The organism is Pseudomonas sp. PGPR40 (assembly GCF_022014505.1).
Lineage (GTDB): Bacteria > Pseudomonadota > Gammaproteobacteria > Pseudomonadales > Pseudomonadaceae > Aquipseudomonas.
Genome location: NZ_JAKLSP010000031.1, coordinates 14,204 through 34,615, shown reverse-complemented (window position 1 = coordinate 34,615; position 20,412 = coordinate 14,204). Strand labels below are relative to the sequence as shown.

The window sequence follows — 20,412 nt, the reverse complement described above, 5'->3', positions numbered from 1 at the left end:
CTACTCTCTTGCCACTTCTTTGTGTTGATGTGAATTCATGAGCCAGACCGCGACCATTTTGGTCATCGATGATGAACCGCAGATCCGCAAATTCCTGCGCATCAGCCTCGTTTCCCAAGGCTACAAAGTGCTGGAGGCCGGCACCGGCACGGAAGGCCTGGCCCAGGCCGCATTGAACAAACCCGACCTGCTGGTGCTCGACCTCGGCCTGCCGGACATGGACGGTCAGCAAGTGCTGCAAGAGTTTCGCGAGTGGTCGACGGTGCCGATATTGGTGCTCTCGGTGCGCGCCAGCGAAGGACAGAAAGTCCAAGCCCTGGATGGCGGCGCCAACGACTACGTGACCAAGCCGTTCGGCATCCAGGAATTTCTGGCCCGAGTGCGCGCATTGCTGCGTCAGGCGCCGACGGGGGAGGCTAAGGAAGCGGCGCTCAGTTTCGGTCCGCTCACCGTCGACCTGGCTTATCGCCGGGTGCTATTGGACGGCGCCGAAGTGGCGCTGACGCGTAAGGAATATGCGGTACTGGCGCAACTGGCGCGGCATCCGGGACGCGTCATCACCCAGCAGCAATTGCTCAAGGACATCTGGGGGCCGACCCACACCGAAGACAGCCACTATCTGCGGATCGTGGTGGGGCACCTGCGGCAGAAACTGGCGGATGATCCGACTCAGCCACGGTTCATCGTCACCGAGGCGGGGGTTGGGTATCGGCTTCTGAGTGAGGGTAGCCTTTAGTTGATCGTTCCCACGCTCTGCGTGGGAATGCCGCCATGGACGCTCTGCGTCCGCTTTTGAAGTCGTGACGCGGAGCGTCACAGGATGCATTCCCACGCAGAGCGTGGGAACGATCGTCAGGCCTCAAGAATCCCGCTCATTCTCATACCGATCCAGCGTATCCCGCGCAATCTCGCGCCCCAGCGCTATCAACTCCGGCGCCTTGTAGAACTCGAAAAACCGGCACACGCGCTTGGGCACGTTGATCAGGATATCCGGCGGATACCCTGCAATCTTGTACTGCGCCAATGACGTCTGCATCACCTCGAAACTCTGGTTGATCAAATCCAGTAAGGACGCCGGCCCGACGTTGTCGATGATGAACGACCCGGTGGCAGATTTGGGTGCGCCGTTGCTTTCCGGGGCCGCCGCCGGTTGCTGGCCTTCGGGCTCGGCGGATTCGATCCAGGGGTTGATATCGGCCGCTTCGGCCATCAAGGCTTCCTTTTCCAGCAGCAGTAATTGTTCGGCCTGTTTGCGGCGGAAGGGCAATTTCGAGCCCAACGAGTTGATCAGGCTGTCGAAGCGGGTCTTGAACGCGGCCGGGCGCTGGATCACCGGCAGTTGATAGTGACGCTGGTTGGTGGAGTTGAGGTTGACCGCGATGATCAGGTCGCAATGGCTCGACACCACCGGCACGATCGGCAATGGGTTGAGGATACCGCCGTCCACCAGCATTCGATTGCCCTGCATCACCGGCGTGAACAGGCTGGGTATCGCCGCCGAGGCGCGCATGGCCTGGTGCAGGCAGCCTTCCTGGAACCAGATTTCCTGCTGATTGGTCAGGTCCGTGGCCACGGCTGTGTAGGGAATGCGCAGGTCTTCGATGTTGATCTCGCCGACGATCTTGCGGATCTGCCCGAAAACTTTTTCCCCGCGAATCGCGCCCAAGCGAAAGCTGACGTCCACCAGACGCAAGACGTCGAGGTAATCCAGGCTCTCGATCCAGTCGCGATAATCGTCGAGTTTACCGGCGGCATAAATCCCGCCGACTACCGCGCCCATGGAGCAACCGGCGATGCAGGCGATGTCGTAGCCGCGCCGTTCGATCTCTTCAATGACGCCAATATGGGCGTAGCCCCGGGCACCGCCCGAGCCCAGCACCAGTGCGACACGCTTTTTCATGAAACGACCTCTCTGACAAGGTTCAACAATGCGCCCATCGAGGGGCAAGCTTCAATCGCTATGGTCGTTCGGCGAGGTCAATGCGTCGTTTTTTGACACACAAGGAAGGCGAGTGGGTATTCTCGCGTGCGCTGTGATTTCCACGGCGGGTTTCCACTGCGGCCCAAGGCACTTTTCACGCCCCAGACCGTCTTACGTGCATGACTGTGTTTACCTATCTTTGAGGTGTGAGTGATGAAAGCCTGGATCTGTGTGCCATTGATTGCCCTGGCACTCGCCGGTTGTGCCGGTAAAACCGCTTACCGTGACAGCTGCGGCAGCCAACTCGACGCCGCCTGGCGTGAACTGGACCTGGCCAAGGTCGAAGGCTTCGCCGGGACCGTCAGCTACTCCAAGGCACTGTCGTTGCTGACCGGCGCCAAGACCCAGCAGCAATTCGAAGCATACGAGGGTTGCACCAAGAAGGCCGAGAAGGCGCGCTTCTACATTCGTGAGTCCCGCGCGGGCCGATAGAAGCAGCTACAGTCTATAAGCAGCAAGCGACCAGTGCGTCGTGCCGGCTTCAGGCTTACTGCTTGAGGCCTGCCGTTGTTTACGGAGAAAACCATGATCGATCGGTTGGTGGCTCATGTTCTGAGCCTGGACATTCGCCTGCTGGCCTGTCAGGCACGCTTGAGTGCCCGCACCGATTCTGAAGCGCTGCACGATCTACGCACCACCGTGCGACGTTTGCGCAGCCTGCTGCGGCCCTTGCGCGGTTTGCCTGGGGTCGAGCAACTGGAAGCGGCGGCATCCCGGGTCGGTGACCTGACCACACCGTTGCGCGATCGCGAAGTGCTGGCGGCGTACTTGCTCCAGCATGGTCAACCCGAGGCCGCGCACCGGCGCATGGTGCGGATGGACGAGGCTTATCCCATCGTGGCGGCGAGCCCGGAGGTGGCGCAGATGCTGATGATCCTCGACGCCTTTCCGCGTTTCCTGCGGGCTTCCCAGCGTCAGGGGTTGCTCAAGGACTTGCGCAAGCGCATCGAAAAACGCCTGGGTAAACAATGGAAGAAACTCGACAAGGCCCTGCATGACCCTGCCCATGACCGCCATCGTTTGCGCCTGCTGATCAAGCGCGTGCGCTATGGCATCGAAGCCTATCCCGAACTGGACCGTTTGCCGAAAGCGGCGCTGCCCAGACTGAAAGAGGCCCAGTCCGCCCTGGGTGATTGGCACGACAGCTGGCAGTGGCTGGACCGGGCCAAAGAAGAGCCCGATTTGCAGCCCTGTGTCGCGGTCTGGAAAACCACCTTGGCCAAGGCTGAAGAAAACGCCGACCGCGTCCTCGACAAACTCAGCGCCACCTGCTTCAAATCCTGAAACCACCCAAGATCAAATGTGGGAGCGGGCTTGCTCGCGAAAGCGGTCTGACATTCAACATTTACGTTGAATGTCAGACCGCTTTCGCGAGCAAGCCCGCTCCCACAGTCGTTTTGTGGCGAACAGGGAATGTGTGTTCGAGCCGAGCACGGCTCATCTGTCAGTGATTTTGGCCGGAATAAGCGCTGTGCCGGTTTTGCAGGCTGGTTAAGATCGCTCCATCCAACTTCCTGCCTCTGAGGTTTCCATGCGCTTTTCCGATCTGCTCGACGCTGTCCGCAGCCAACCGCAAGGGCTGTCTATTCCGGCCGAATGGGGTCAGGGGCGGGCGACTTTTGGCGGCCTGATAGCCGCCTTGCAATACGAAGCCATGCGCGCAAAAGTCCCGGCGGATCGTCCGGTGCGATCGCTGGCAATCACCTTTGTCGGCCCGGTCGAACCCGATGTGCCGGTCAGTTTTGAAGTCGATGTGTTGCGCGAAGGCAAAGCCGTCAGCCAGGTGCTGGGCCGGACGATGCAAAAGGGGCAAGTGGTGACGTTGGTCCAGGGCAGCTTCGGCGCCTCCCGACCGTCCGAGGTGGCAGTCACGGCCAGCATAGCTCCCGAGATGAAACACCGGGACGACTGTCAGGAACTGCCGTACATCAAAGGCGTGACCCCGGAATTCATGCGTCATATGGCAATGCGCTGGAGTGTCGGTGGGCTGCCGTTCACCGGCAACACATCCCGCGAGATGGGCGGCTGGGTGCGTTTGCGTGAGGCTGCAAGAGAAGAGGCGGTCAGCGAGGCGCACATTCTGGCGCTGGTCGACGCCTGGCCGCCGGCCTTGTTACCGCATCTGAAGAAACCGGCGGCAGGCAGCACGCTGACCTGGACCATCGAATTCGTCCAGCCGTTGCTGGCGTTGAACACGCTGGACTGGTGCAAGTACCTGGCGGAAATCGAGTATGCCGCTGACGGCTACGGGCATGTCGCCGCAAAACTATGGAATACGGACGGTCAGTTGATCGCCATGAGCCGGCAGACCGTCACGATTTTCGCCTGATCAGTGACGACGACGATGGCGTTCACGCCAGGCGCGCCACCAGCCGCCACTGAAGAAAAACCGTGGGAAGGTCAGGAACTGCTCGACCAGCAAGCGTGATACCGCATCTTTGCGATCACTGAACGGCTCAGACGCTTGCGCCTCCAGGCGGTGACCGTGGCGCTGCAGGCCCAGGGCCGCGAGCAGACCGATAACGCCGATCGCGAAGCTCGCCAGATCCAGGCTGAACACCCCCGAGACCATCAGCAAAAACGCCACGATGAACAACGGGACGGCAATCAGGTGCAGCACCAGATTGGTCGGATGCTGGTGATTGTGCGGGTACATTCGCCATTGCCAGGCGGGAAGGTTGGGGTGACGTTTGCCCATGATGCATATCCTTTGATTCGTTGAGGCGATTGAATAAAGAATAGGCCTGGCACGGGCCGTCGGCGAATCAAGGCTGGCTATCGAAGTGATAGGGGTCATGGGCAATATTGATGTTGGCCGGACTGACGCTTTCGCGGGCAAGCCTCGCTCCTACAGGGGACGGTGCGCCACAAATCCTTGTAGGAGCGAGGCTTGCCCGCGAAGAGGCCCTCAAAGCTTGAGCTGCCCGATGGCCTTGCTCAATTCCCCCGCCAACATCGCCAGCTCATTGCTGGTAATCGCCGAATTCACGGTCTGCTGCACGGTGTTTTCGGTCACGTCGCGAATGCTCACCACCGCCCGATTCATTTCTTCCGCCACATGGCTCTGCTGCTCGGCCGCCACCGCGATCTGCGTATTGCTTTCACGCATCTGTGCCACCGCACCGGTGATTTCGGCCAGGGCCACGCTGGCTTCCTGAGCCTGCTGCATGCAGTCGTCCGCCTTGTACGAACTTTCCTGCATGAAGTCCACGGCGTCGCGAGTACCGGCCTGCAGCGCTGAAACCATGGTGGTGATCTCATCGGTGGACGCCTGGACTCGCTTGGCCAGGTTACGCACCTCATCGGCGACCACCGCAAACCCGCGGCCCATTTCACCGGCCCGGGCCGCTTCAATGGCGGCGTTAAGGGCCAGCAGGTTGGTCTGTTCGGCGATGCTGTGGATCACGCTGACCACGCCATTGATTTTCTGGCTGTCTTCGGCCAGACGCTGAATCATCTCGGCGGTTTGCTGCACGCCGGTGGACAACCCGCCAATCGATTTCTGCACCCGAGCGACCACTTCCTGGCCACTGCCTGCCAGGGTGTCGGCGGTTTGCGAGAGGTCGCGGGTGGCACCGGCGTGTTGGGCGATGTGATGGACCGTGGCGGTCATTTCGTTGATCGCCGTGGCGGCTTGATCGGTTTCGCTTTGCTGACCGAGCATGCCGTGACGTACCTCGTTCATGCTCGAGGCCAGCCGCGCGGCGCCGACATCCAGTTGCCGGGCGGTGTTGGCGACGGTGTTGACCACCCGCTGGTAACCGGCCTGCATGGCATTGAAGGCATTGGCCATCTGCCCGACTTCATCCTTGCAGGCCAGCGGCACACGGGCCGACAGGTCACCGGTTTTCTCGACGTGGAGCATCACGTCTTTCAAGGTGTTGAGTTGGCTGAGCAGGAAGCGGATCAACAGTTGGGATGCGCCGAGCATCGCCAGCATCAGAATGAACACCGCTACGGCGTAGTGAGTGAAGCGTTCGCCGAACACTTGGCTCAGGCTCGGGCCATAGGCGATCACTGCGGCCTGTTGACCGTCAGGGCGAGCGAACACCTCGGCGCCCATCAACGGGTTTTCACCGAACAGCGGCATGGTGCTGATCTCGACCCAACCGTTGGTATCGGTCAGCTCCAGCAGCGGTTGCCCGTTCAGCAATGGCGCCTGTCCGCGATTGAAGGTCAGCAGGTTATCGGTCTTGGGCAGCGGCTGCCCGACAGGCCAGGCATTGAGCAATCGCGCCTGAGCCTGGGCCGATGCTTGGGCCGCGTGGCTTCGGGCCTGTTGTTCAAGCTGCACGGCGTACAGCACCAGCAACAGGGTGGTGACGAAGGCGACGGCGTTGACCGCCCAGAATTTATATTTCAGCGAGATGTTGCTAAGCCAGGCACCCATGGAGGTCTTCTCTGATAGCGGAAACAGTTTTGGCAAGGTGCCAGCATTGTGCCGCTACTCAAGGCTTCGACTCTTGATATGGGTCAACATCCTCCGCAGTCCCAATGTGGGGAGCGGGCTTGCTCGCGAAGACGGCGGCACATCCAACATCAATGTGACTGACAGACCGCTTTCGCGAGCAAGCCCGCTCCCACAGGGGATTTGTGGTTATTGGGGGATTGAGGGCAGACCGAAAAATGCTCGTGCGCAGGCTGTGGTGTGGTTTGCCAGGTCTTCCTGGCTTTCCCCACGATGCAACGCCACCTCACGCAACACTTCAGTCAGATACGCCGGCTCATTGCGACCGTTCTTCGGCTTTGGACGCAGACTGCGGGGCAGCAGGTATGGCGCATCGCTCTCCAGCATCAAGCGCCCGCGTTTAATCTCTTTGACCAGCGGATGCAGGTGCGTGCCCCGGCGTTCGTCGCAGATCCAGCCGGTGATGCCAATGTGCAAATCCAGATCGAGATAACTGAACAACGCCTTTTTTTCACCGGTGAAGCAGTGCACCACGGCGGCCGGCAACTGGTCACGGTAATCACGCAGGATCTCCAGCAACCGTTGGCTGGCATCGCGTTCATGCAGGAACACCGGCAATTGCAGCTCGACCGCCATCGCCAGATGTTCTTCGAGGACTTTTTCCTGTTGTGGGCGAGGCGAGAAGTCACGATTGAAATCGAGGCCGCATTCGCCCACGGCCACCACATTCGGTTCCTTGAGCAAACTGCGCAGACGCTGAGCGCTGTCGGCGTTCCAATCGCTGGCCGAGTGCGGATGAATGCCGGCCGTGGCGAATAGTCGCTGAGCACTTTCGTCCAATTGCTGGCACAGCTCCAGAGCCTGTTCGCTGACATCGACGCTGGTCCCGGTAAGCACCAATTGGCAGACCCCGGCAGCATAGGCACGGTCGAGTACAGCCTGGTGTTTGTCGGCGAAACTGGGGTTGGTCAGGTTGACGCCGATATCGATGAGTTGCATGGTGCTACCTCGGACCAAAGGCCGGAAAGCATATCAGAGCTGTAGATTTATAAGAAAAGCCAAGAACTACAACACGTTAAAGCTGTCTGTTAAGGCCGCGAGACAGGCCGGGTTGGTAGAGTTGCCATCATTGTGCCACTCTCAGGCACTTTATAGCGCTTCAGGCGCTCTGTTTCTGTCGCTCGACTTCATGAAATCACCCATGAGGTCGGCCAGTATTCTTTCCGGAGAGTGGATGATTCGTCCCTCGGTTTTGTTACTGCTGTGTTGCTCGTTGCTGCTGCCTATGCCGGCGGTTGCGCGTCTGGCCGGGCCGTTGCAAGCCGTGCCCGCGGCCAAGGTCCGCGATCTGGCGGAGATTCGCAGCAGTCGCGTGTTGCGGGTGTTGGTCAACCAGAGCCGCAACAGCTCCGGTGAAGTCCAGGGCCAGGCCATCGGCGTCGAATACCATCGCCTGCGCGCTTTCGAACAATACCTCAATGACCAAGCCCGTGACGGCCAGGAAATAACCCTCAAAATCATTCCCAAAGCCAAGGATCAACTGCTCGGCGCGTTGCAGCGCGGGGAGGGTGATCTGGTCGCACCGGGGGAATTGCTCGATCCGCAATCGGGCCTCGCGGTCAGCACCAGTCAACCGATTGCCAGCGATGTGCCGTTGCTGCTGGTGGGGATCAAAGGTGAACGACGTTACACCCGTCTCGAACAACTTTCGGGCAAAACCCTCGCGCTGCCCACCGGCAGTGCCGCCGGGGATGCGGTCAGTCAGATCAATCAGAAACTCGCGCTGCACAAATTGCCTGCGGTGAAGATCGAGTGGGTCGATCCAAGCCTGGCGGTCGAGGATGTGCTGGAAATGGTCCAGGGCGGGATCTTTCATTTGACGATCGTCGAGCAACCGATTGCCGAACGCTGGGGCAAGATCCTGCCCAAGTTGCGCTTCGATCGTCAGGTCCTTATCAGCGAGCCAGGTGAGGAATACTGGTTCGTGCGCCGCGATGCCTCGATGCTGCGCTCGAGCATCGATCGCTTCTTGACTACCTACAAGAAACCGTCGGACCAGGATGCGGCGTTCCTGCGGATTTATCGACGCTTGTATCAAGTGCACTATCCCTTGGCCAAGGCTGATCGGCAGCGCCTGGAAAAACTTCGACCGGTGCTGCAAAAACATGCTGAAGCCCAAGGCATGGACTGGCTGAACCTGGCGGCGCTGGCTTTCAAGGAGTCGGCGCTGCAACCCAACGCCAGAAGCGGCAGCGGCCCCACCGGCCTGATGCAAATCACCCCGTCCGCGGCGCAACGGGTTGGGGTCAGTAATATTCAAAACCTCGACGCCAATGTGCAGGCCGGCGCCAAGTACCTGGCGATGATCCGCCGCAAGTTTTTTGCCAGCCCCAAACTCAACGAACGCGAGCGCATGGCGTTCGTGCTGGCGGCCTACAACATGGGACCGGAGCGGGTTCAGGGTATGCGCGCCGAAGCCCGGCGACGCGGCTTGAATCCTAATCAGTGGTTCTTCCAGGTTGAGCGCATTGCCATGGAGCAGGTGGGAATGGGTGCTGTCAGCTATGTTAATAGCGTGAACAAGTATTACTTGGCCTTCGATCGGGAGCGGGAGTCGTTGGAGCCCCAGGGGCAAAAAGTTGCCTCACGTAAATGATCGACTAATCTGATTGTTATGGTGGGTTTTTTGCGCTTTTAACATGAGTTTTATTGATTAATATAGCGGCCAACCAACACACACTCACAATGGATGACACAGCATGAGCACACTGATCAACAAGGTACTGTCCACCCGCGCCGGTTACGGCCTGACGATTCTACGGATTGTCGTCGGCATCATCTTTGCGGCCCACGGCTCACAGAAACTCTTCGGGGCATTCGGCGGCTACGGCATTGCCGGCACCGCGCAATGGATGGAAAGTATCGGCCTGGCGCCGGGTCACCTGATGGCGATCCTGGCCGGTGGTACCGAGTTCTTCGGCGGTCTGGCGTTGATCATCGGTCTGCTGGCGCGTCCGGCAGCGCTGGGGCTGACCTTCGTTTCACTGGTCGCTATTTTCTCGGTGCACATCAGCAATGGTCTGTTCATGTCTAACAACGGTTATGAATTCGCCCTGGCCTTGCTCGGCGGCAGTCTCGCGGTGCTGATCGAAGGTGCAGGCAAGCTGTCGGCAGACCGCGCCATCACTGACTGACCGCTCTTGCTCAACAAAAAGGCCTGCATTGTGCGACGCACTGTGCAGGCCTTTTTTGTTGCGCGTGATTCTTGACACTGTCCGGTCAGCTTCTCTAGGATGCTGCCCATGCGCCGATTTAAACAGCTACTTGCGGGGCGCCAGGTGACTCATTCAGTTGCCGATAGAAGCTTGAAACAGGCTTCGAAATACCGCTAAAGCGCTGGTTCGGTGTTGCCTCTCACCTGCCATGCAGACTTCTGAGGCAGAGACACGACGCAATGAATGCATTAAGCCCCGTCATACGCCCCGCGCCGATCACGGCACACCTTACCCAACGCAATCCAAAAATCCTGCTTGGCGGTAAACATCAGCCGACGCTGTTGCGTTACCTCGATGGCTGGCCACGTCGTACCGGTGGGCCTGCTGCTTTCCTGATTCAGTTTGTCGACGACGGCGAGTCACTGGCACGGTTTGCCAACGATAGCTTCGATCTGGCGGTGATTCTGGCCCCCAGCATCGAGGATGCGCCGGAAGTGATCAGGCAGCTGACTCGCGTGGCGCGCCAAGGGCTGATTACCCGCCGCTGAGGCTCAGAGAGAGTCGTTCGGCGTCCAGCGCCTTGCCGATCAACGCCCACGCCAGCGGTGGTCGATGCTGATCAGGCCTTGGCTACAAGTCCAGTTCATCCGACTCACTTCACCGTTTGTCCCCTTGATCTAGTAGCTAGATGTTTTCTTGGCTATTGGTCATATACGACCTTTTTATCCTGTTAATTGGCATTAATTGGTCGGATATGACCATTAATGTAATGACTTATTATTGATGCAATTGGTCAGAATAAATCCTTTGTCTGACAATATTGATCATAATGGATCAATTATGACCAATAGTGAGCTAGGAGAAAGCTATGTCACTTATGCATTTTTTGTACAGCCCGGCGGAAATCGCACGCGAACTGGGGAAAAATGCCGAAGCGTTGCGCTTGTCCAAGAACCTTTCTCGTAAAACCCTGGCTGAGCAATCCGGAGTGTCTGAGTCCTCCATCAAGCGGTTCGAACACTCCGGATCGATCACCCTTGAGTCCATGATTCTTCTGGCCACGGCGCTCGATGAGCTAACGCCGATGATGAGTCTTTTCAAACCCTCGCATCCAGGCTCAATCGAAGAGCTAAAAAATCTTAAGCGTAAACGAGGTACCAAATGAGCCTGCGTATCCCCAGGTTCAAGCCCACCGAATCGCTCATCGTCACCGCCAATGGCGTAATGGTTGGCGAATTGAGCCGTATCGAGGGGAAAGGCATCTACTTTGTGTACGACAAAGAATGGCTGGCCAAGGGGTTCGACCTTTCTCCCCTGACAATGACATTCGATGACAAACCACAGCTCGCGCGTGAAAGTCGATTGTTCAAGGGCCTGCACGGCCCATTTGCAGATTCCTTGCCGGACGGTTGGGGGCTTCTGCTGATGGATAGATTCTTCGACGCGACCTTCGGAGCAGGTACCTCGCTGACGCTCAGTCCGCTAGATCGGCTGGCCTACATAGGTGATCGAGCCATGGGAATCTTTGAGTTTCATCCCAAAACAGAAAAGGTCGCCGTTGAGTCGGTGAATCTTGCTCGCCTATTCGAGGCATCTGTCGAGGTACAACAGGGAGACACCCCAAAAGTGCTCAAGGGGTTACGCTTGGCGGGTGGCTCCCCCGCTGGTGCTCGCCCCAAAGCAATCGTTGCACTGTCACATGATCTTGAGACTGCGACTTCAGCTTTTGGCCAGCTTCCACCTGGATACGCTCACTGGCTTGTGAAGTTCAGGGCTCTGAATGAGCCTTTGGCGACTGGAGGGATTGAGCAAGCATATGCGGTGATGGCCAGAAAGGCTGGGGTGAATATGGCGCATACGGAACTGCTAGAGGTGCAGATGCGTCAGGGCGGAGTTGAGCGATTCTTCGCCGCCAAACGTTTCGATCGTGATGGCGATCGCAAGATTCATATGATTACCCTCTCAGCGTTGGCCTACGCAGACTTCCGGGCGCCGACTATGGATTACAGTCAGATACTCAAGTTGACCAGCGCGCTGACGAAAAACGCTGCCGAGGTTGAGAAAATGGCAAGACTCATGATCTTCAATGCGGTGTTCCACAACTACGACGATCACACCAAAAATTTTGCATTTCTGTATCACGAAGGGCAGGGAGCCTGGACGCTGTCTCCAGCGTACGACCTTACTTTCTCAGATGGGATGGGCGAGCACTCCACTGCATTTTCAGGTCATGGTAAACCGACACGAAAGGTCATCAGAGATCTGTGCAAGGATTACAAATACCTCAAGCCTGATGACTACATCGACCAAACCCTCGCGGCGCTGGATGACTGGGATCGTTTGCTCAAGGTACTGAAGATCCCCAAGTCTGCGGGGGTTGCGATTCACCGGGTTCTCAGTGATGCACGGGTGCGCTTCGAAGATAATGCTCCGGCTTTACGATCCTTCCAAGAGCGTTCTGATAGGTAAATCATTAATGAGAAATCCATCTTGAGTACGAACATCATCACAAAGGAAGGTCATGACGCTCTGAAGCAGGAACTCGACTACCTTTGGCGAGAAAAACGTCCTGACACCACGCGCAAGGTCACTTGGGCGGCGTCGCTCGGCGACCGTAGCGAAAACGCGGATTACCAATACAACAAAAAGCTGCTCCGGGAAATCGATCGGCGTGTTCGGTACCTTCGCAAGCGCCTTGAAGATGTCCGGGTGGTTGCGTACTCACCTGAACAGGAAGGCAGGGTCTTTTTTGGGGCTTGGGTAGAGATCGAAAACGAGGCGGGTGAAATCAAGAAATTCAGGGTTGTGGGTTATGACGAAATCTACGGTCGCAACGATTACATCTCCATTGATTCGCCCATGGCGCGTGCGCTTTTGAAGAAAGAGGTCGGTGATGAGGTCGTTGTGCAGACTCCGAGCGGAGAAATGTTGTGGTGGATAAACGAGATCAGATACTCGACATAGTTTTATCAACCCTCGCGCAAGACTGTCAGGGGGCTGGCGTTCAATGCGCGGCGTGTGCCGAACACACCGGCACCACCGATCAGCACGGCGCCGATCAGTGGCAACACCAATAGCCACGGATGCGGATGCCAGGGCAAGTCGAAGGCGTAGCGGTAAAGCACCATGCTCACCAGTTCCGAACCCAGTGCCGCCAGCAACCCGCTGACCGCGCCGAGTAAACCGAACTCGATCCGTCGAGCCCTGACCAGCAACTGCCGCTCGGCACCCAGCGCTCGCAGCAATGCACCTTGGCGAATGCGTTCATCGAGGGTTGCCTGCAAACCGGAGAACAACACCGCCATCCCCGCCGCCAGCACAAACAACAGCACGTATTCCACCGCAAGGGTGACCTGAGCGAGGATGCTGCGCAACTGCGCCAGCAAGGCTTCGACTTGCAGAATGGTCACTGCGGGAAAGCTGCGGGACAGGTCGACGATCTGCTGATCGTGACCGGCCGCCAGATAGAAACTGGTCAGGTAGGTCGCTGGCAAGTCCTTCAAGGTACCGGGCTGGAAGATCATGAAAAAGTTCGGCTGAAAGTTGTCCCAGTTGACCTCCCGCAGACTGGTGACTTTTGCCTCCCGGTTGACTCCGCCGACGGTAAACACCATGTGATCGCCGAGCTTGAGCTTGAGGCTTTCGGCGACTTTACCCTCAACCGAAACACCGGGTATTTCATCCGTCGGTTGCTGGTCCCACCAGTTGCCGGCGGTGAGTTTGTTGCCCGCCGGCAGTTCTGCCGCCCAGGTCAGGCTCAGGTCGCGTTGAATGGCTCGATCACCGGCTGAATCCTTGCTGACGATGTCCTGCACCGGTTCGCCATTGATGCTGATCAGTCGTCCCGGCACTACCGGGTACAGCGGCGCCGATTGTGCCGCCAATTCCATCAGGCGATCGGAAAAGGCTTGTTTGTCCGCCGGCAGAATGTTCAGGGCGAAATAGTTCGGGGCATTTTTAGGCAACTGGTTTTGCCAGGTATCGAGCAACTCGCCGCGCAGCAAAGCGATCAGCGCCATGGACAGCAGAATCAAACCAAAGGCCAGGGCTTGACCCGCCGCCGCCAGTGGATGACGCAGCAGTTGGCCCAACCCGAGACGCCATGGCAATGCGGCGCGCGCCAGCATTCGGCGCAGGCTCTTCAGTAGCAACAATAACAAGCCACCCAGCACCAGCGCCGCGATCACACCGCCGCCGAGCAGGGCGAAGGTCAGCAACAGGTCCAGGCTCAAGCGCCACATGATCAGGCCGAGGGCACCCAATGCCGCGCCATAAACAATCCAGGTGCTGGATGGAATCGGCAGCATGTCGCGGCGCAACACGCGCAGCGGCGGTACTCGACCCAAAGCGGCCAGCGGCGGCAGGGCGAAACCGGCGAGCGCGACCAGCCCGGTGCCGATGCCGGCAATGGCTGGTAGCAGCCCCCCCGGTGGAACATCGGTCGGCAGTAAATCATGCAGCAGTGCAAATAGCCCGAGCTGCGCCAGCCAGCCGAGCAGGGCGCCGCTGATGCTGGCGAGCAATCCGAGTACGGTCAATTGCAGACTGAACAGCACCATGGTTTCCCGACGGGACAAACCCAGGCAGCGCAGCAATGCGCTGGCATCGAATCGGCGCGTGGCGAAGCGGGTCGCCGACAACGCCACCGCCACGCCGGACAACAGCACCGCCACCAGACTGGCCATGTTCAAATAGCGTTCAGCCTTGCCCAGGGCGCCGCCGATCTGTCGGTTGCCGTCCCGGGCATCCTGTATGTGTTGGTTCGCCGCCAGCCCGGGTTTGATCAGCTGACGATAGGTTTCCAGTGCCTGGGCGTTGCCGCGCCAGAGTTCGCGGTAACTGACGCGACTGCCGGGTTGCACCACGCCGGTCGCGTCAAGGTCGCCAAGGTTAATCAGCACGCGTGGCGTCAAGCTGTAGAAATTGCCGGCGCGATCCGGTTCATAGGTCAACACTCGTGCCAGCGTCAGGGTTTTCATGCCGACGTCGATGCTGTCGCCAATCTTCAAGTCCAATGCGGTCAACAGTCGCGCTTCGACCCAGGCTTCGCCGGGTTTCGGACCACCGCCAGGTTCTTCAGGCGCGAAAGGCGCGGGAGCGCTTTTCAGTTCCCCGCGTAACGGATAGATGTCATCGGCGGCTTTGATGCTGGACAGCTGAATGCCGTTGTCGGTGGCGATGACGCTGGAAAACTCCACCACTTGAGCGTGTTCAAGGCTCAGCTCAGTGCCGCTCCTTACCTGTTCCGGTCGCGCCGGTGAGCTGCCTTCGAGCACCAGGTCGGCGCCGAGAAACTCGGTGGCGCGCAGCAGCATGGCGCTGTTCAGGCGAGCGCCGAAGTAACCGATGGCGGTACTCGCCGCCACAGCCACCAGCAAGGCGAAGAACAACACGCGCAACTCACCGGCGCGGGCATCGCGCAGCAATTGACGGATGGCGAGACTGAACAGGCGCAACAGCGGCAAGCGTGCCATCAAGGCTCCAGAGGGGCGACCAGCAGGCCGGCTTCAAGGCGGATCAGGCGCCGGCAGCGATGTGCCAGGCGTTCGTCGTGGGTCACCAGCACCAGGGTCGTGCCGCTTTCCTGGTTGAGTTCGAACAGCAGATCGCTGATGCGCTCGCCGGTGTGGCTGTCGAGGTTGCCGGTGGGTTCATCGGCGAACAGCACGTCGGGCTCGGCGGCGAACGCCCGGGCAATCGCCACGCGCTGCTGTTCGCCACCGGAAAGCTGACGCGGCGAGTGGGTCAGGCGCTGGCCCAGGCCGACCCGTTGCAACAGTTCGGTGGCGCGCTCGCGGGCGTCTCTGCGGCCATCGAGTTCCAGCGGCAGCATGACGTTTTCCAAAGCGTTGAGACTGTCGAGCAGCTGAAAAGACTGGAAAACAAACCCCACATGCTCGGCGCGGATGCGCGCGCGCTGATCTTCATCGAGATTGCTCAGGCCTTGCCCGGCGAGGGTGACTTCGCCGCCGCTCGGCAAGTCGAGGCCGGCGAGCAGGCCGAGGAGGGTGGATTTGCCGGAACCGGAGGCGCCGACGATGGCCAGGCTATCGCCCTTGTTCAGTTCCAGGCTGAGTTCGTGCAGGATAGTCAGTTCACCTTCCGCGCTCGGAACCACTTTGCTGAGGTTCTTCGCGGTGAGAATGCTTGCGCCCATGGAGAATCCGATGCGTGTGTGGTTTTTGAGTGCTGGCCTGGCCTTGATGTGCATGGCCCAGAACGCAGCGGCGGGTACAGTCCTGATCGTTGGCGATAGTATCAGCGCCGGTTTCGGCCTGGATACCCGCTTGGGGTGGGTGTCATTGCTTGAGCAACGGCTCAAGCGCGAAGGTTTCGACGATAAGGTGGTCAATGCATCCATCAGCGGCGACACCAGCGCCGGAGGCCGGGCGCGCCTGCCGGCGCTGCTTGCAGAGCATAAACCGGAGCTGGTTATCCTCGAGTTGGGGGGCAACGATGGGCTGCGGGGAATGCTGCCAACACAATTGCAACAAAATCTTGCGTCGATGATCGACAGCTCCCGCGCCAGTGGTGCCAAGGTACTGCTGCTGGGCATGCAACTGCCGCCCAACTACGGTGCGCGTTACACCCAGGCCTTTGCCGAAGTTTTCACCAAGGTCGCCAACGAGAAAAAGATCCCGCTGGTGCCGTTTTTTCTCGACGGCGTGGGTGGTCATCCGAACCTGATGCAAGGCGACGGCCTGCACCCGGCTGCGGCGGCTCAGGACAAGTTGCTGGAAAATGTCTGGCCGACACTGAAACCGCTGCTTTGACGCTTTTCTAGCGGCGGTGTTTCGGCTAAGGTGGCGCCCCCGATTTGGAGCCCCCGATGCCGCGTCCTGCCTGGTCCCTTTTTGCCTACCAACTGATCGAGCCTGACGAACAGCTGGATCTGTTCGCCTGTCAGGAAGTGCGGGTACATCTGGTGACCCGTCAGCTGGAATTGGGCGGCTCGGCGGACCGAACCTTGTGTGGCAGCCTGTTGCCGGCGCAACCGCGCTGGTCGAGCGTCGACCGTACAGTGTTCCAGGACCAGCGCCTGTGCTCGCTATGCCGGGCCATTCTGGAATCGCAAAAGCGCGGCACCTCGCCGATCTGGCCTGAGTTGCGGTTCGAGCTTTAGGGGCTTGTGGCGAGGGATAGCCATAGATGGCGGGCTTGCCCGCGAAAGCGGTGTCCTAGGCAACATCAATGTTGACTGTGCCGCCGTCTTCGCGGGCAAGCCCGCTCCTACATGGCATTGGGGCTTGCCACAGGTCTTGCATCTCCCCGAAATAACGGACGGCGGTGTACAATCCTGTTTTTATACCCTTGTCGATCATGCGAAGGATTTTCCGGATGTTGCCGCGCTTTCCCGCCGTCACCCGCTGCCTGTCTCTTGCCGCCCTCTGTGTCGCGGGTCCGGTAGCAGCATTGGAGCTACCCCTGCCACCCCCCGGTGAAGACATTGTCGGTCAGGTGCAGGTGATCAAGGCCAAGTACGAAGACACCTTCGCCGACCTTGGCACTGCCTACGATCTGGGCTATTCGGAAATGGTCGCGGCCAACCCGGGCGTTGATCCATGGTTGCCGGGCGCAGGTACCGAAGTGGTGCTGCCGACGCGCTTCATCCTGCCGCCGGGCCCCCGTGAAGGTATCGTCATTAACCTGGCGGAATACCGTCTCTACTATTTCCCGAAAGGCCGGAACGTGGTGTACACCTTCCCGCTGGGTATCGGTCGTGAAGGCTGGGGCTCGCCGATTGCCCATACCAGCATCATTGCCAAGACGCCGAACCCGACCTGGACCCCCCCAGCATCGATCAAGGCCGAGCACGCGGCCGATGGCGATCCGCTGCCGAATGTGGTGCCGGCTGGCCCGGACAATCCGCTGGGGCCGTTCAAATTCACGCTAGGCACTCCGGGTTACCTGATTCACGGTTCGAACAAGAAATTCGGCATCGGCATGCGCACCAGCCACGGTTGTTTCCGCATGTTCAACAATAACGTGCTGGAAATGGCCAGCATGGTGCCAGTCGGGACGTCGGTGCGGATCATCAACGACCCGTACAAGTTCGGCCTCAGCGCCGGCAAGGTTTATCTGGAAGCGCACACGCCGCTGGACGATCTTGGCAACCCTTCGGTGGTCGACAAGCACACCGCTGTGATCAATGCGATGCTCAAGCGTGAGGACATCACCAACAACTTGCGTATGGACTGGGATATCGTGCGTGACGTGGTTGCCGCTGAAGATGGTTTGCCGGTGGAAATCGCAATACCGAATCCGTCGGCGTCGATGGTATCGAGTGCACCGATCGACCTGCAGCAGTAACGCGTTAAAGTAACCCGCCGATGCAAGCCGCGTCGGCGGGTTTTTTATGGCCTGCAGAAAGGGCGGGCAATAAAAAAGCCGACCCAAAAAATGGGTCGGCTTGATAACAATCCCGAAGGACTATTACTTGCGGCTAGCTTTTTCCAGCATGCGCAGAGCACGCTCGTTAGCTTCGTCAGCAGTCTGTTGTGCTTTTTGAGCAGCAGCCAGAGCTTCATCAGCTTTACGGTAAGCTTCGTCTGCACGAGCCTGGGAGCGAGCTGCTGCGTCTTCAGTAGCAGTCAGACGTGCTTCGGTTTCTTTCGATACGCTGCTGCAACCGGTAGCCAGAACTGCGGCCAGAGCCAGAGCAGAGAATTTCAGAACGTTGTTCATCGGGTTCCCCTTCAAGGACTTTCTATTAAGTAGCTGTCTCCTCAGATTGAGGAAATAGCCGGCGTACATACTACCCATTACTTGTAGTAAGTAAACTGACGTCGAGCAAGAAGCAAAAAAAATTGTAGGCGTTGATTCTTTTTCGAGCAACTTTTAACTGCGTTGTATAAAAAATATCCAGCTGCGAAGCCCTAACTGAGCGAGCCGCCGGAAAAAAGTTCCCGGCGTCGGCAGCTGTTTTTCAGTCTCGACTAAAGTCTGCCTACATGGAATCGTCCACACTTTTGTTCGGATTTTGCGCAGTGGCTCTCATATCTTTATCCATGTTGAGGTGACTTAAACAAAGGGCGCTCGTCTTAAGTCTCAATGTCCGGCAATGTTCAGGCTTGAACTCGGGAAGATCCCGGTCGAGCCGCCCCTGCATTACCCCAGGCAACACCCTCCTGCCAGCATGACGAGCGTCCCTTGAGCATTTCTGCCAATGGTGCCTACTATTTGTACGTGCTCGGTTGCGCGAGATGGGTGTTGCTCTCTCGGTGTCCATTCAGGCACGGGGTGGCGTAGATGTTCCTTCGCCGGAAAAACATCGGTAAGGTAGGGGTCAAAATCAAAGACCCGCGAGGAGTAGTGATGAGCGAGGCGTTGTCCATCCACCATGACCAGGCTGGTCATCAGTTCGAGACCACTGTGGACGGTTATCGTGCCTACCTGACCTATATGGATCTGGGGAAACAGACCCTGGATATTTATCGTACCTTTGTACCCAACGCGCTGCGTGGTCGCGGCATCGCGGCGGCGTTGACCGAGCAGGCACTGCAATATGCCGAGGAAATGGGCTACACGGTCATTCCATCGTGTTCCTACGTGGAGCGCTACATGGAGCGTCACCAGCGGCATGCCGCCAAGTTGTGAACAAAGCGAACGCATAAAAAAACGCCAGGTTTAAGCCTGGCGTTTTTTTATGCGTGAAACGAAACGGCGATCAGCTGCGATTGCGTTTAGGCAGCACGTCCTTGAGCTTGGCGTGCATGCTGCGCAAGGTGTTTTCGGTGGCGGTCCAATCGATGCAGGCATCGGTGATTGACACGCCGTATTGCAGGTCGGCGAGGTCTTTCGGGATCGCCTGGCAGCCCCAATTCAGATGACTTTCGACCATCAGGCCGATGATCGACTGGTTGCCTTCGAGGATCTGGTTGGCGACGTTCTCCATCACCAGCGGTTGCAGAGCCGGGTCCTTGTTGGAGTTGGCGTGGCTGCAATCGACCATGATGTTCGGCTTGATCTTTGCCTTGTTCAGCGCTTGCTCGCAGAGCGCGACGCTGACCGAATCGTAGTTCGGTTTGCCGTTGCCGCCGCGCAAAACCACGTGACCGTAGGCATTGCCCTTGGTGGTGACGATTGACACGCCACCTTCCTGGTTGATGCCCAGGAAGCGGTGCGGGCTGGAGACCGATTGCAAGGCGTTGATGGCCACTGTCAGGCCGCCATCGGTGCCGTTCTTGAAGCCGACGGCCGAGGACAGGCCGGAAGCCATTTCACGGTGAGTCTGGGATTCGGTGGTGCGTGCGCCGATCGCCGACCAGCTGATCAGGTCCTGCAAGTATTGCGGGGAGATCGGGTCGAGGGCTTCGGTCGCGGTCGGCAGGCCCATCTCAGCCAGGTCCAGCAGCAACTGACGACCGATGTGCAGGCCATCCTGAATCTTGAACGAGTCGTCCAGGTACGGGTCGTTGATCAAGCCTTTCCAGCCGACGGTGGTACGTGGTTTCTCGAAATACACGCGCATGACCAGATACAGGGTATCGGACACTTCGGCCGCGAGCACCTTCAGGCGCTCGGCGTATTCGTGGGCAGCCTTGATGTCATGGATCGAGCACGGCCCGATCACGACGAACAGGCGGTGGTCGGTGCCATCAAGAATGTTGCGAATGACTTCGCGGCCCTTGGTGACGGTGCGCAGGGCAGCGTCGCTCAGAGGGATATCACGCTTGAGCTGATCGGGAGTGATCAGGGTCTCGTTGGAGGCGACGTTAAGGTCGTTGATCGGTAAATCAGCCATCGTTTACTCGTCAGGTCACGGGTGCCGGCCGCCAGCGAACCCGCGCGGCGGAGCACAGCAAATT

22 protein-coding genes are annotated in these 20,412 nt (G+C 58.8%); 14 read left to right on the top strand and 8 right to left on the bottom strand.

Going from position 1 to position 20,412, the window contains the following annotated elements; translation table 11 throughout:
- Nucleotides 1–37: 37 nt before the first annotated feature.
- Nucleotides 38–736: a response regulator gene (locus MEB48_RS23565; protein ID WP_237886252.1), complete on the top strand. Its 699-nt coding sequence runs from the start codon at nt 38–40 to the stop codon at nt 734–736.
- Nucleotides 737–859: 123 nt separating this feature from the next.
- On the opposite strand, the gene MEB48_RS23560 is transcribed toward MEB48_RS23565, so the two are convergent.
- Nucleotides 860–1,900, bottom strand: coding sequence for a patatin-like phospholipase family protein (locus tag MEB48_RS23560; RefSeq protein WP_237886251.1), 1,041 nt, complete (start codon nt 1,898–1,900; stop codon nt 860–862).
- A 234-nt stretch (nt 1,901–2,134) separates the two neighbouring features.
- On the opposite strand from MEB48_RS23560, the gene MEB48_RS23555 reads away from it, so the two are divergent.
- From MEB48_RS23555 to MEB48_RS23545, 3 genes are all read left to right on the top strand, one after another.
- Nucleotides 2,135–2,413, top strand: a complete 279-nt coding sequence (locus MEB48_RS23555; RefSeq protein ID WP_095055823.1) for a hypothetical protein — start codon at nt 2,135–2,137, stop codon at nt 2,411–2,413.
- A gap of 93 nt (nt 2,414–2,506) precedes the next feature.
- On the top strand, nt 2,507–3,265 hold the full coding sequence (locus tag MEB48_RS23550) for a CHAD domain-containing protein (protein ID WP_237886250.1): 759 nt from the start codon (nt 2,507–2,509) through the stop codon (nt 3,263–3,265).
- Nucleotides 3,266–3,512: 247 nt separating this feature from the next.
- Nucleotides 3,513–4,310, top strand: a complete 798-nt coding sequence (locus MEB48_RS23545; protein ID WP_237886249.1) for an acyl-CoA thioesterase — start codon at nt 3,513–3,515, stop codon at nt 4,308–4,310.
- On the opposite strand, the gene MEB48_RS23540 is transcribed toward MEB48_RS23545, so the two are convergent.
- From MEB48_RS23540 to MEB48_RS23530, 3 genes are all read right to left on the bottom strand, one after another.
- Nucleotides 4,311–4,679 (bottom strand): Mpo1-like protein, encoded by a 369-nt coding sequence (locus MEB48_RS23540; protein WP_237886248.1) that lies wholly within the window; start codon nt 4,677–4,679, stop codon nt 4,311–4,313.
- Between the two features lie 210 nt (nt 4,680–4,889).
- The gene (locus MEB48_RS23535; RefSeq protein ID WP_237886247.1) at nt 4,890–6,371 is read right to left on the bottom strand and encodes a methyl-accepting chemotaxis protein; all 1,482 of its coding nucleotides are present in this window, start codon (nt 6,369–6,371) and stop codon (nt 4,890–4,892) included.
- Between the two features lie 207 nt (nt 6,372–6,578).
- Nucleotides 6,579–7,388 carry a TatD family hydrolase gene (locus tag MEB48_RS23530; RefSeq protein WP_237886246.1) on the bottom strand — a complete coding sequence of 270 codons (810 nt, stop codon included), beginning with the start codon at nt 7,386–7,388 and terminating at the stop codon, nt 6,579–6,581.
- A 235-nt stretch (nt 7,389–7,623) separates the two neighbouring features.
- Here MEB48_RS23530 and MEB48_RS23525 point away from each other — a divergent pair, with 235 nt between their 5' ends.
- From MEB48_RS23525 to greB, 6 genes are all read left to right on the top strand, one after another.
- Complete coding sequence (locus tag MEB48_RS23525) at nt 7,624–9,045, top strand: transglycosylase SLT domain-containing protein (RefSeq protein ID WP_237886293.1); 1,422 nt, start codon at nt 7,624–7,626, stop codon at nt 9,043–9,045.
- 103 nt (nt 9,046–9,148) lie between these two features.
- Nucleotides 9,149–9,583 carry a DoxX family protein gene (locus MEB48_RS23520; RefSeq protein WP_237886245.1) on the top strand — a complete coding sequence of 145 codons (435 nt, stop codon included), beginning with the start codon at nt 9,149–9,151 and terminating at the stop codon, nt 9,581–9,583.
- Between the two features lie 260 nt (nt 9,584–9,843).
- Nucleotides 9,844–10,152: a hypothetical protein gene (locus tag MEB48_RS23515; RefSeq protein WP_008015149.1), complete on the top strand. Its 309-nt coding sequence runs from the start codon at nt 9,844–9,846 to the stop codon at nt 10,150–10,152.
- A gap of 320 nt (nt 10,153–10,472) precedes the next feature.
- Nucleotides 10,473–10,769: a helix-turn-helix domain-containing protein gene (locus MEB48_RS23510; protein WP_237886244.1), complete on the top strand. Its 297-nt coding sequence runs from the start codon at nt 10,473–10,475 to the stop codon at nt 10,767–10,769.
- Entirely contained in the window at nt 10,766–12,073 is a 1,308-nt protein-coding gene (locus MEB48_RS23505) for a type II toxin-antitoxin system HipA family toxin (protein ID WP_237886243.1), read from the top strand. The genes MEB48_RS23510 and MEB48_RS23505 overlap by 4 nt, the downstream gene beginning before the upstream one ends.
- Before the next feature lie 21 nt (nt 12,074–12,094).
- Nucleotides 12,095–12,568 (top strand): transcription elongation factor GreB, encoded by a 474-nt coding sequence (gene greB, locus MEB48_RS23500; protein WP_237886242.1) that lies wholly within the window; start codon nt 12,095–12,097, stop codon nt 12,566–12,568.
- 5 nt (nt 12,569–12,573) lie between these two features.
- Here the strand turns inward: greB and MEB48_RS23495 are convergent, their stop codons facing one another.
- The gene (locus tag MEB48_RS23495; RefSeq protein ID WP_237886241.1) at nt 12,574–15,078 is read right to left on the bottom strand and encodes an ABC transporter permease; all 2,505 of its coding nucleotides are present in this window, start codon (nt 15,076–15,078) and stop codon (nt 12,574–12,576) included.
- Nucleotides 15,078–15,761, bottom strand: a complete 684-nt coding sequence (locus MEB48_RS23490) for an ABC transporter ATP-binding protein (protein ID WP_237886240.1) — start codon at nt 15,759–15,761, stop codon at nt 15,078–15,080. Before MEB48_RS23490 ends, MEB48_RS23495 begins: the two co-directional genes overlap by 1 nt.
- A gap of 10 nt (nt 15,762–15,771) precedes the next feature.
- Between MEB48_RS23490 and MEB48_RS23485 the strand changes: the two genes are divergently transcribed.
- From MEB48_RS23485 to MEB48_RS23475, 3 genes are all read left to right on the top strand, one after another.
- Nucleotides 15,772–16,377, top strand: a complete 606-nt coding sequence (locus MEB48_RS23485) for an arylesterase (protein WP_237886239.1) — start codon at nt 15,772–15,774, stop codon at nt 16,375–16,377.
- Nucleotides 16,378–16,433: 56 nt separating this feature from the next.
- Nucleotides 16,434–16,727 (top strand): hypothetical protein, encoded by a 294-nt coding sequence (locus tag MEB48_RS23480; RefSeq protein WP_007899882.1) that lies wholly within the window; start codon nt 16,434–16,436, stop codon nt 16,725–16,727.
- Nucleotides 16,728–16,942: 215 nt separating this feature from the next.
- Nucleotides 16,943–17,914, top strand: a complete 972-nt coding sequence (locus MEB48_RS23475) for a L,D-transpeptidase family protein (protein WP_237886238.1) — start codon at nt 16,943–16,945, stop codon at nt 17,912–17,914.
- 123 nt (nt 17,915–18,037) lie between these two features.
- On the opposite strand, the gene oprI is transcribed toward MEB48_RS23475, so the two are convergent.
- On the bottom strand, nt 18,038–18,289 hold the full coding sequence (oprI, locus tag MEB48_RS23470; protein ID WP_003172710.1) for an outer membrane lipoprotei OprI: 252 nt from the start codon (nt 18,287–18,289) through the stop codon (nt 18,038–18,040).
- Nucleotides 18,290–18,919: 630 nt separating this feature from the next.
- Here oprI and MEB48_RS23465 point away from each other — a divergent pair.
- A complete protein-coding gene (locus tag MEB48_RS23465) occupies nt 18,920–19,201 on the top strand; it encodes a GNAT family N-acetyltransferase (protein WP_030132333.1) in 282 nt (93 codons plus the stop codon).
- A 70-nt stretch (nt 19,202–19,271) separates the two neighbouring features.
- Here MEB48_RS23465 and MEB48_RS23460 read toward each other — a convergent pair whose 3' ends face one another.
- A complete protein-coding gene (locus tag MEB48_RS23460; RefSeq protein ID WP_038982203.1) occupies nt 19,272–20,348 on the bottom strand; it encodes a 3-deoxy-7-phosphoheptulonate synthase in 1,077 nt (358 codons plus the stop codon).
- Nucleotides 20,349–20,412: the final 64 nt, after the last annotated feature.

Excerpts from the sequence above, each read along its gene's own strand:
- MEB48_RS23565 (WP_237886252.1), top strand. The coding sequence starts at position 38 with ATGAGCCAGACCGCGACCATTTTGGTCATCGATGATGAACCGCAGATC.
- MEB48_RS23560 (WP_237886251.1), bottom strand. The coding sequence starts at position 1,900 with ATGAAAAAGCGTGTCGCACTGGTGCTGGGCTCGGGCGGTGCCCGGGGC.
- MEB48_RS23555 (WP_095055823.1), top strand. The coding sequence starts at position 2,135 with ATGAAAGCCTGGATCTGTGTGCCATTGATTGCCCTGGCACTCGCCGGT.
- MEB48_RS23550 (WP_237886250.1), top strand. The coding sequence starts at position 2,507 with ATGATCGATCGGTTGGTGGCTCATGTTCTGAGCCTGGACATTCGCCTG.
- MEB48_RS23545 (WP_237886249.1), top strand. The coding sequence starts at position 3,513 with ATGCGCTTTTCCGATCTGCTCGACGCTGTCCGCAGCCAACCGCAAGGG.
- MEB48_RS23540 (WP_237886248.1), bottom strand. The coding sequence starts at position 4,679 with ATGGGCAAACGTCACCCCAACCTTCCCGCCTGGCAATGGCGAATGTAC.
- MEB48_RS23535 (WP_237886247.1), bottom strand. The coding sequence starts at position 6,371 with ATGGGTGCCTGGCTTAGCAACATCTCGCTGAAATATAAATTCTGGGCG.
- MEB48_RS23530 (WP_237886246.1), bottom strand. The coding sequence starts at position 7,388 with ATGCAACTCATCGATATCGGCGTCAACCTGACCAACCCCAGTTTCGCC.
- MEB48_RS23525 (WP_237886293.1), top strand. The coding sequence starts at position 7,624 with ATGATTCGTCCCTCGGTTTTGTTACTGCTGTGTTGCTCGTTGCTGCTG.
- MEB48_RS23520 (WP_237886245.1), top strand. The coding sequence starts at position 9,149 with ATGAGCACACTGATCAACAAGGTACTGTCCACCCGCGCCGGTTACGGC.
- MEB48_RS23515 (WP_008015149.1), top strand. The coding sequence starts at position 9,844 with ATGAATGCATTAAGCCCCGTCATACGCCCCGCGCCGATCACGGCACAC.
- MEB48_RS23510 (WP_237886244.1), top strand. The coding sequence starts at position 10,473 with ATGTCACTTATGCATTTTTTGTACAGCCCGGCGGAAATCGCACGCGAA.
- MEB48_RS23505 (WP_237886243.1), top strand. The coding sequence starts at position 10,766 with ATGAGCCTGCGTATCCCCAGGTTCAAGCCCACCGAATCGCTCATCGTC.
- MEB48_RS23495 (WP_237886241.1), bottom strand. The coding sequence starts at position 15,078 with ATGGCACGCTTGCCGCTGTTGCGCCTGTTCAGTCTCGCCATCCGTCAA.
- MEB48_RS23490 (WP_237886240.1), bottom strand. The coding sequence starts at position 15,761 with ATGGGCGCAAGCATTCTCACCGCGAAGAACCTCAGCAAAGTGGTTCCG.
- MEB48_RS23485 (WP_237886239.1), top strand. The coding sequence starts at position 15,772 with ATGCGTGTGTGGTTTTTGAGTGCTGGCCTGGCCTTGATGTGCATGGCC.
- MEB48_RS23480 (WP_007899882.1), top strand. The coding sequence starts at position 16,434 with ATGCCGCGTCCTGCCTGGTCCCTTTTTGCCTACCAACTGATCGAGCCT.
- MEB48_RS23475 (WP_237886238.1), top strand. The coding sequence starts at position 16,943 with ATGTTGCCGCGCTTTCCCGCCGTCACCCGCTGCCTGTCTCTTGCCGCC.
- oprI (WP_003172710.1), bottom strand. The coding sequence starts at position 18,289 with ATGAACAACGTTCTGAAATTCTCTGCTCTGGCTCTGGCCGCAGTTCTG.
- MEB48_RS23465 (WP_030132333.1), top strand. The coding sequence starts at position 18,920 with ATGAGCGAGGCGTTGTCCATCCACCATGACCAGGCTGGTCATCAGTTC.
- MEB48_RS23460 (WP_038982203.1), bottom strand. The coding sequence starts at position 20,348 with ATGGCTGATTTACCGATCAACGACCTTAACGTCGCCTCCAACGAGACC.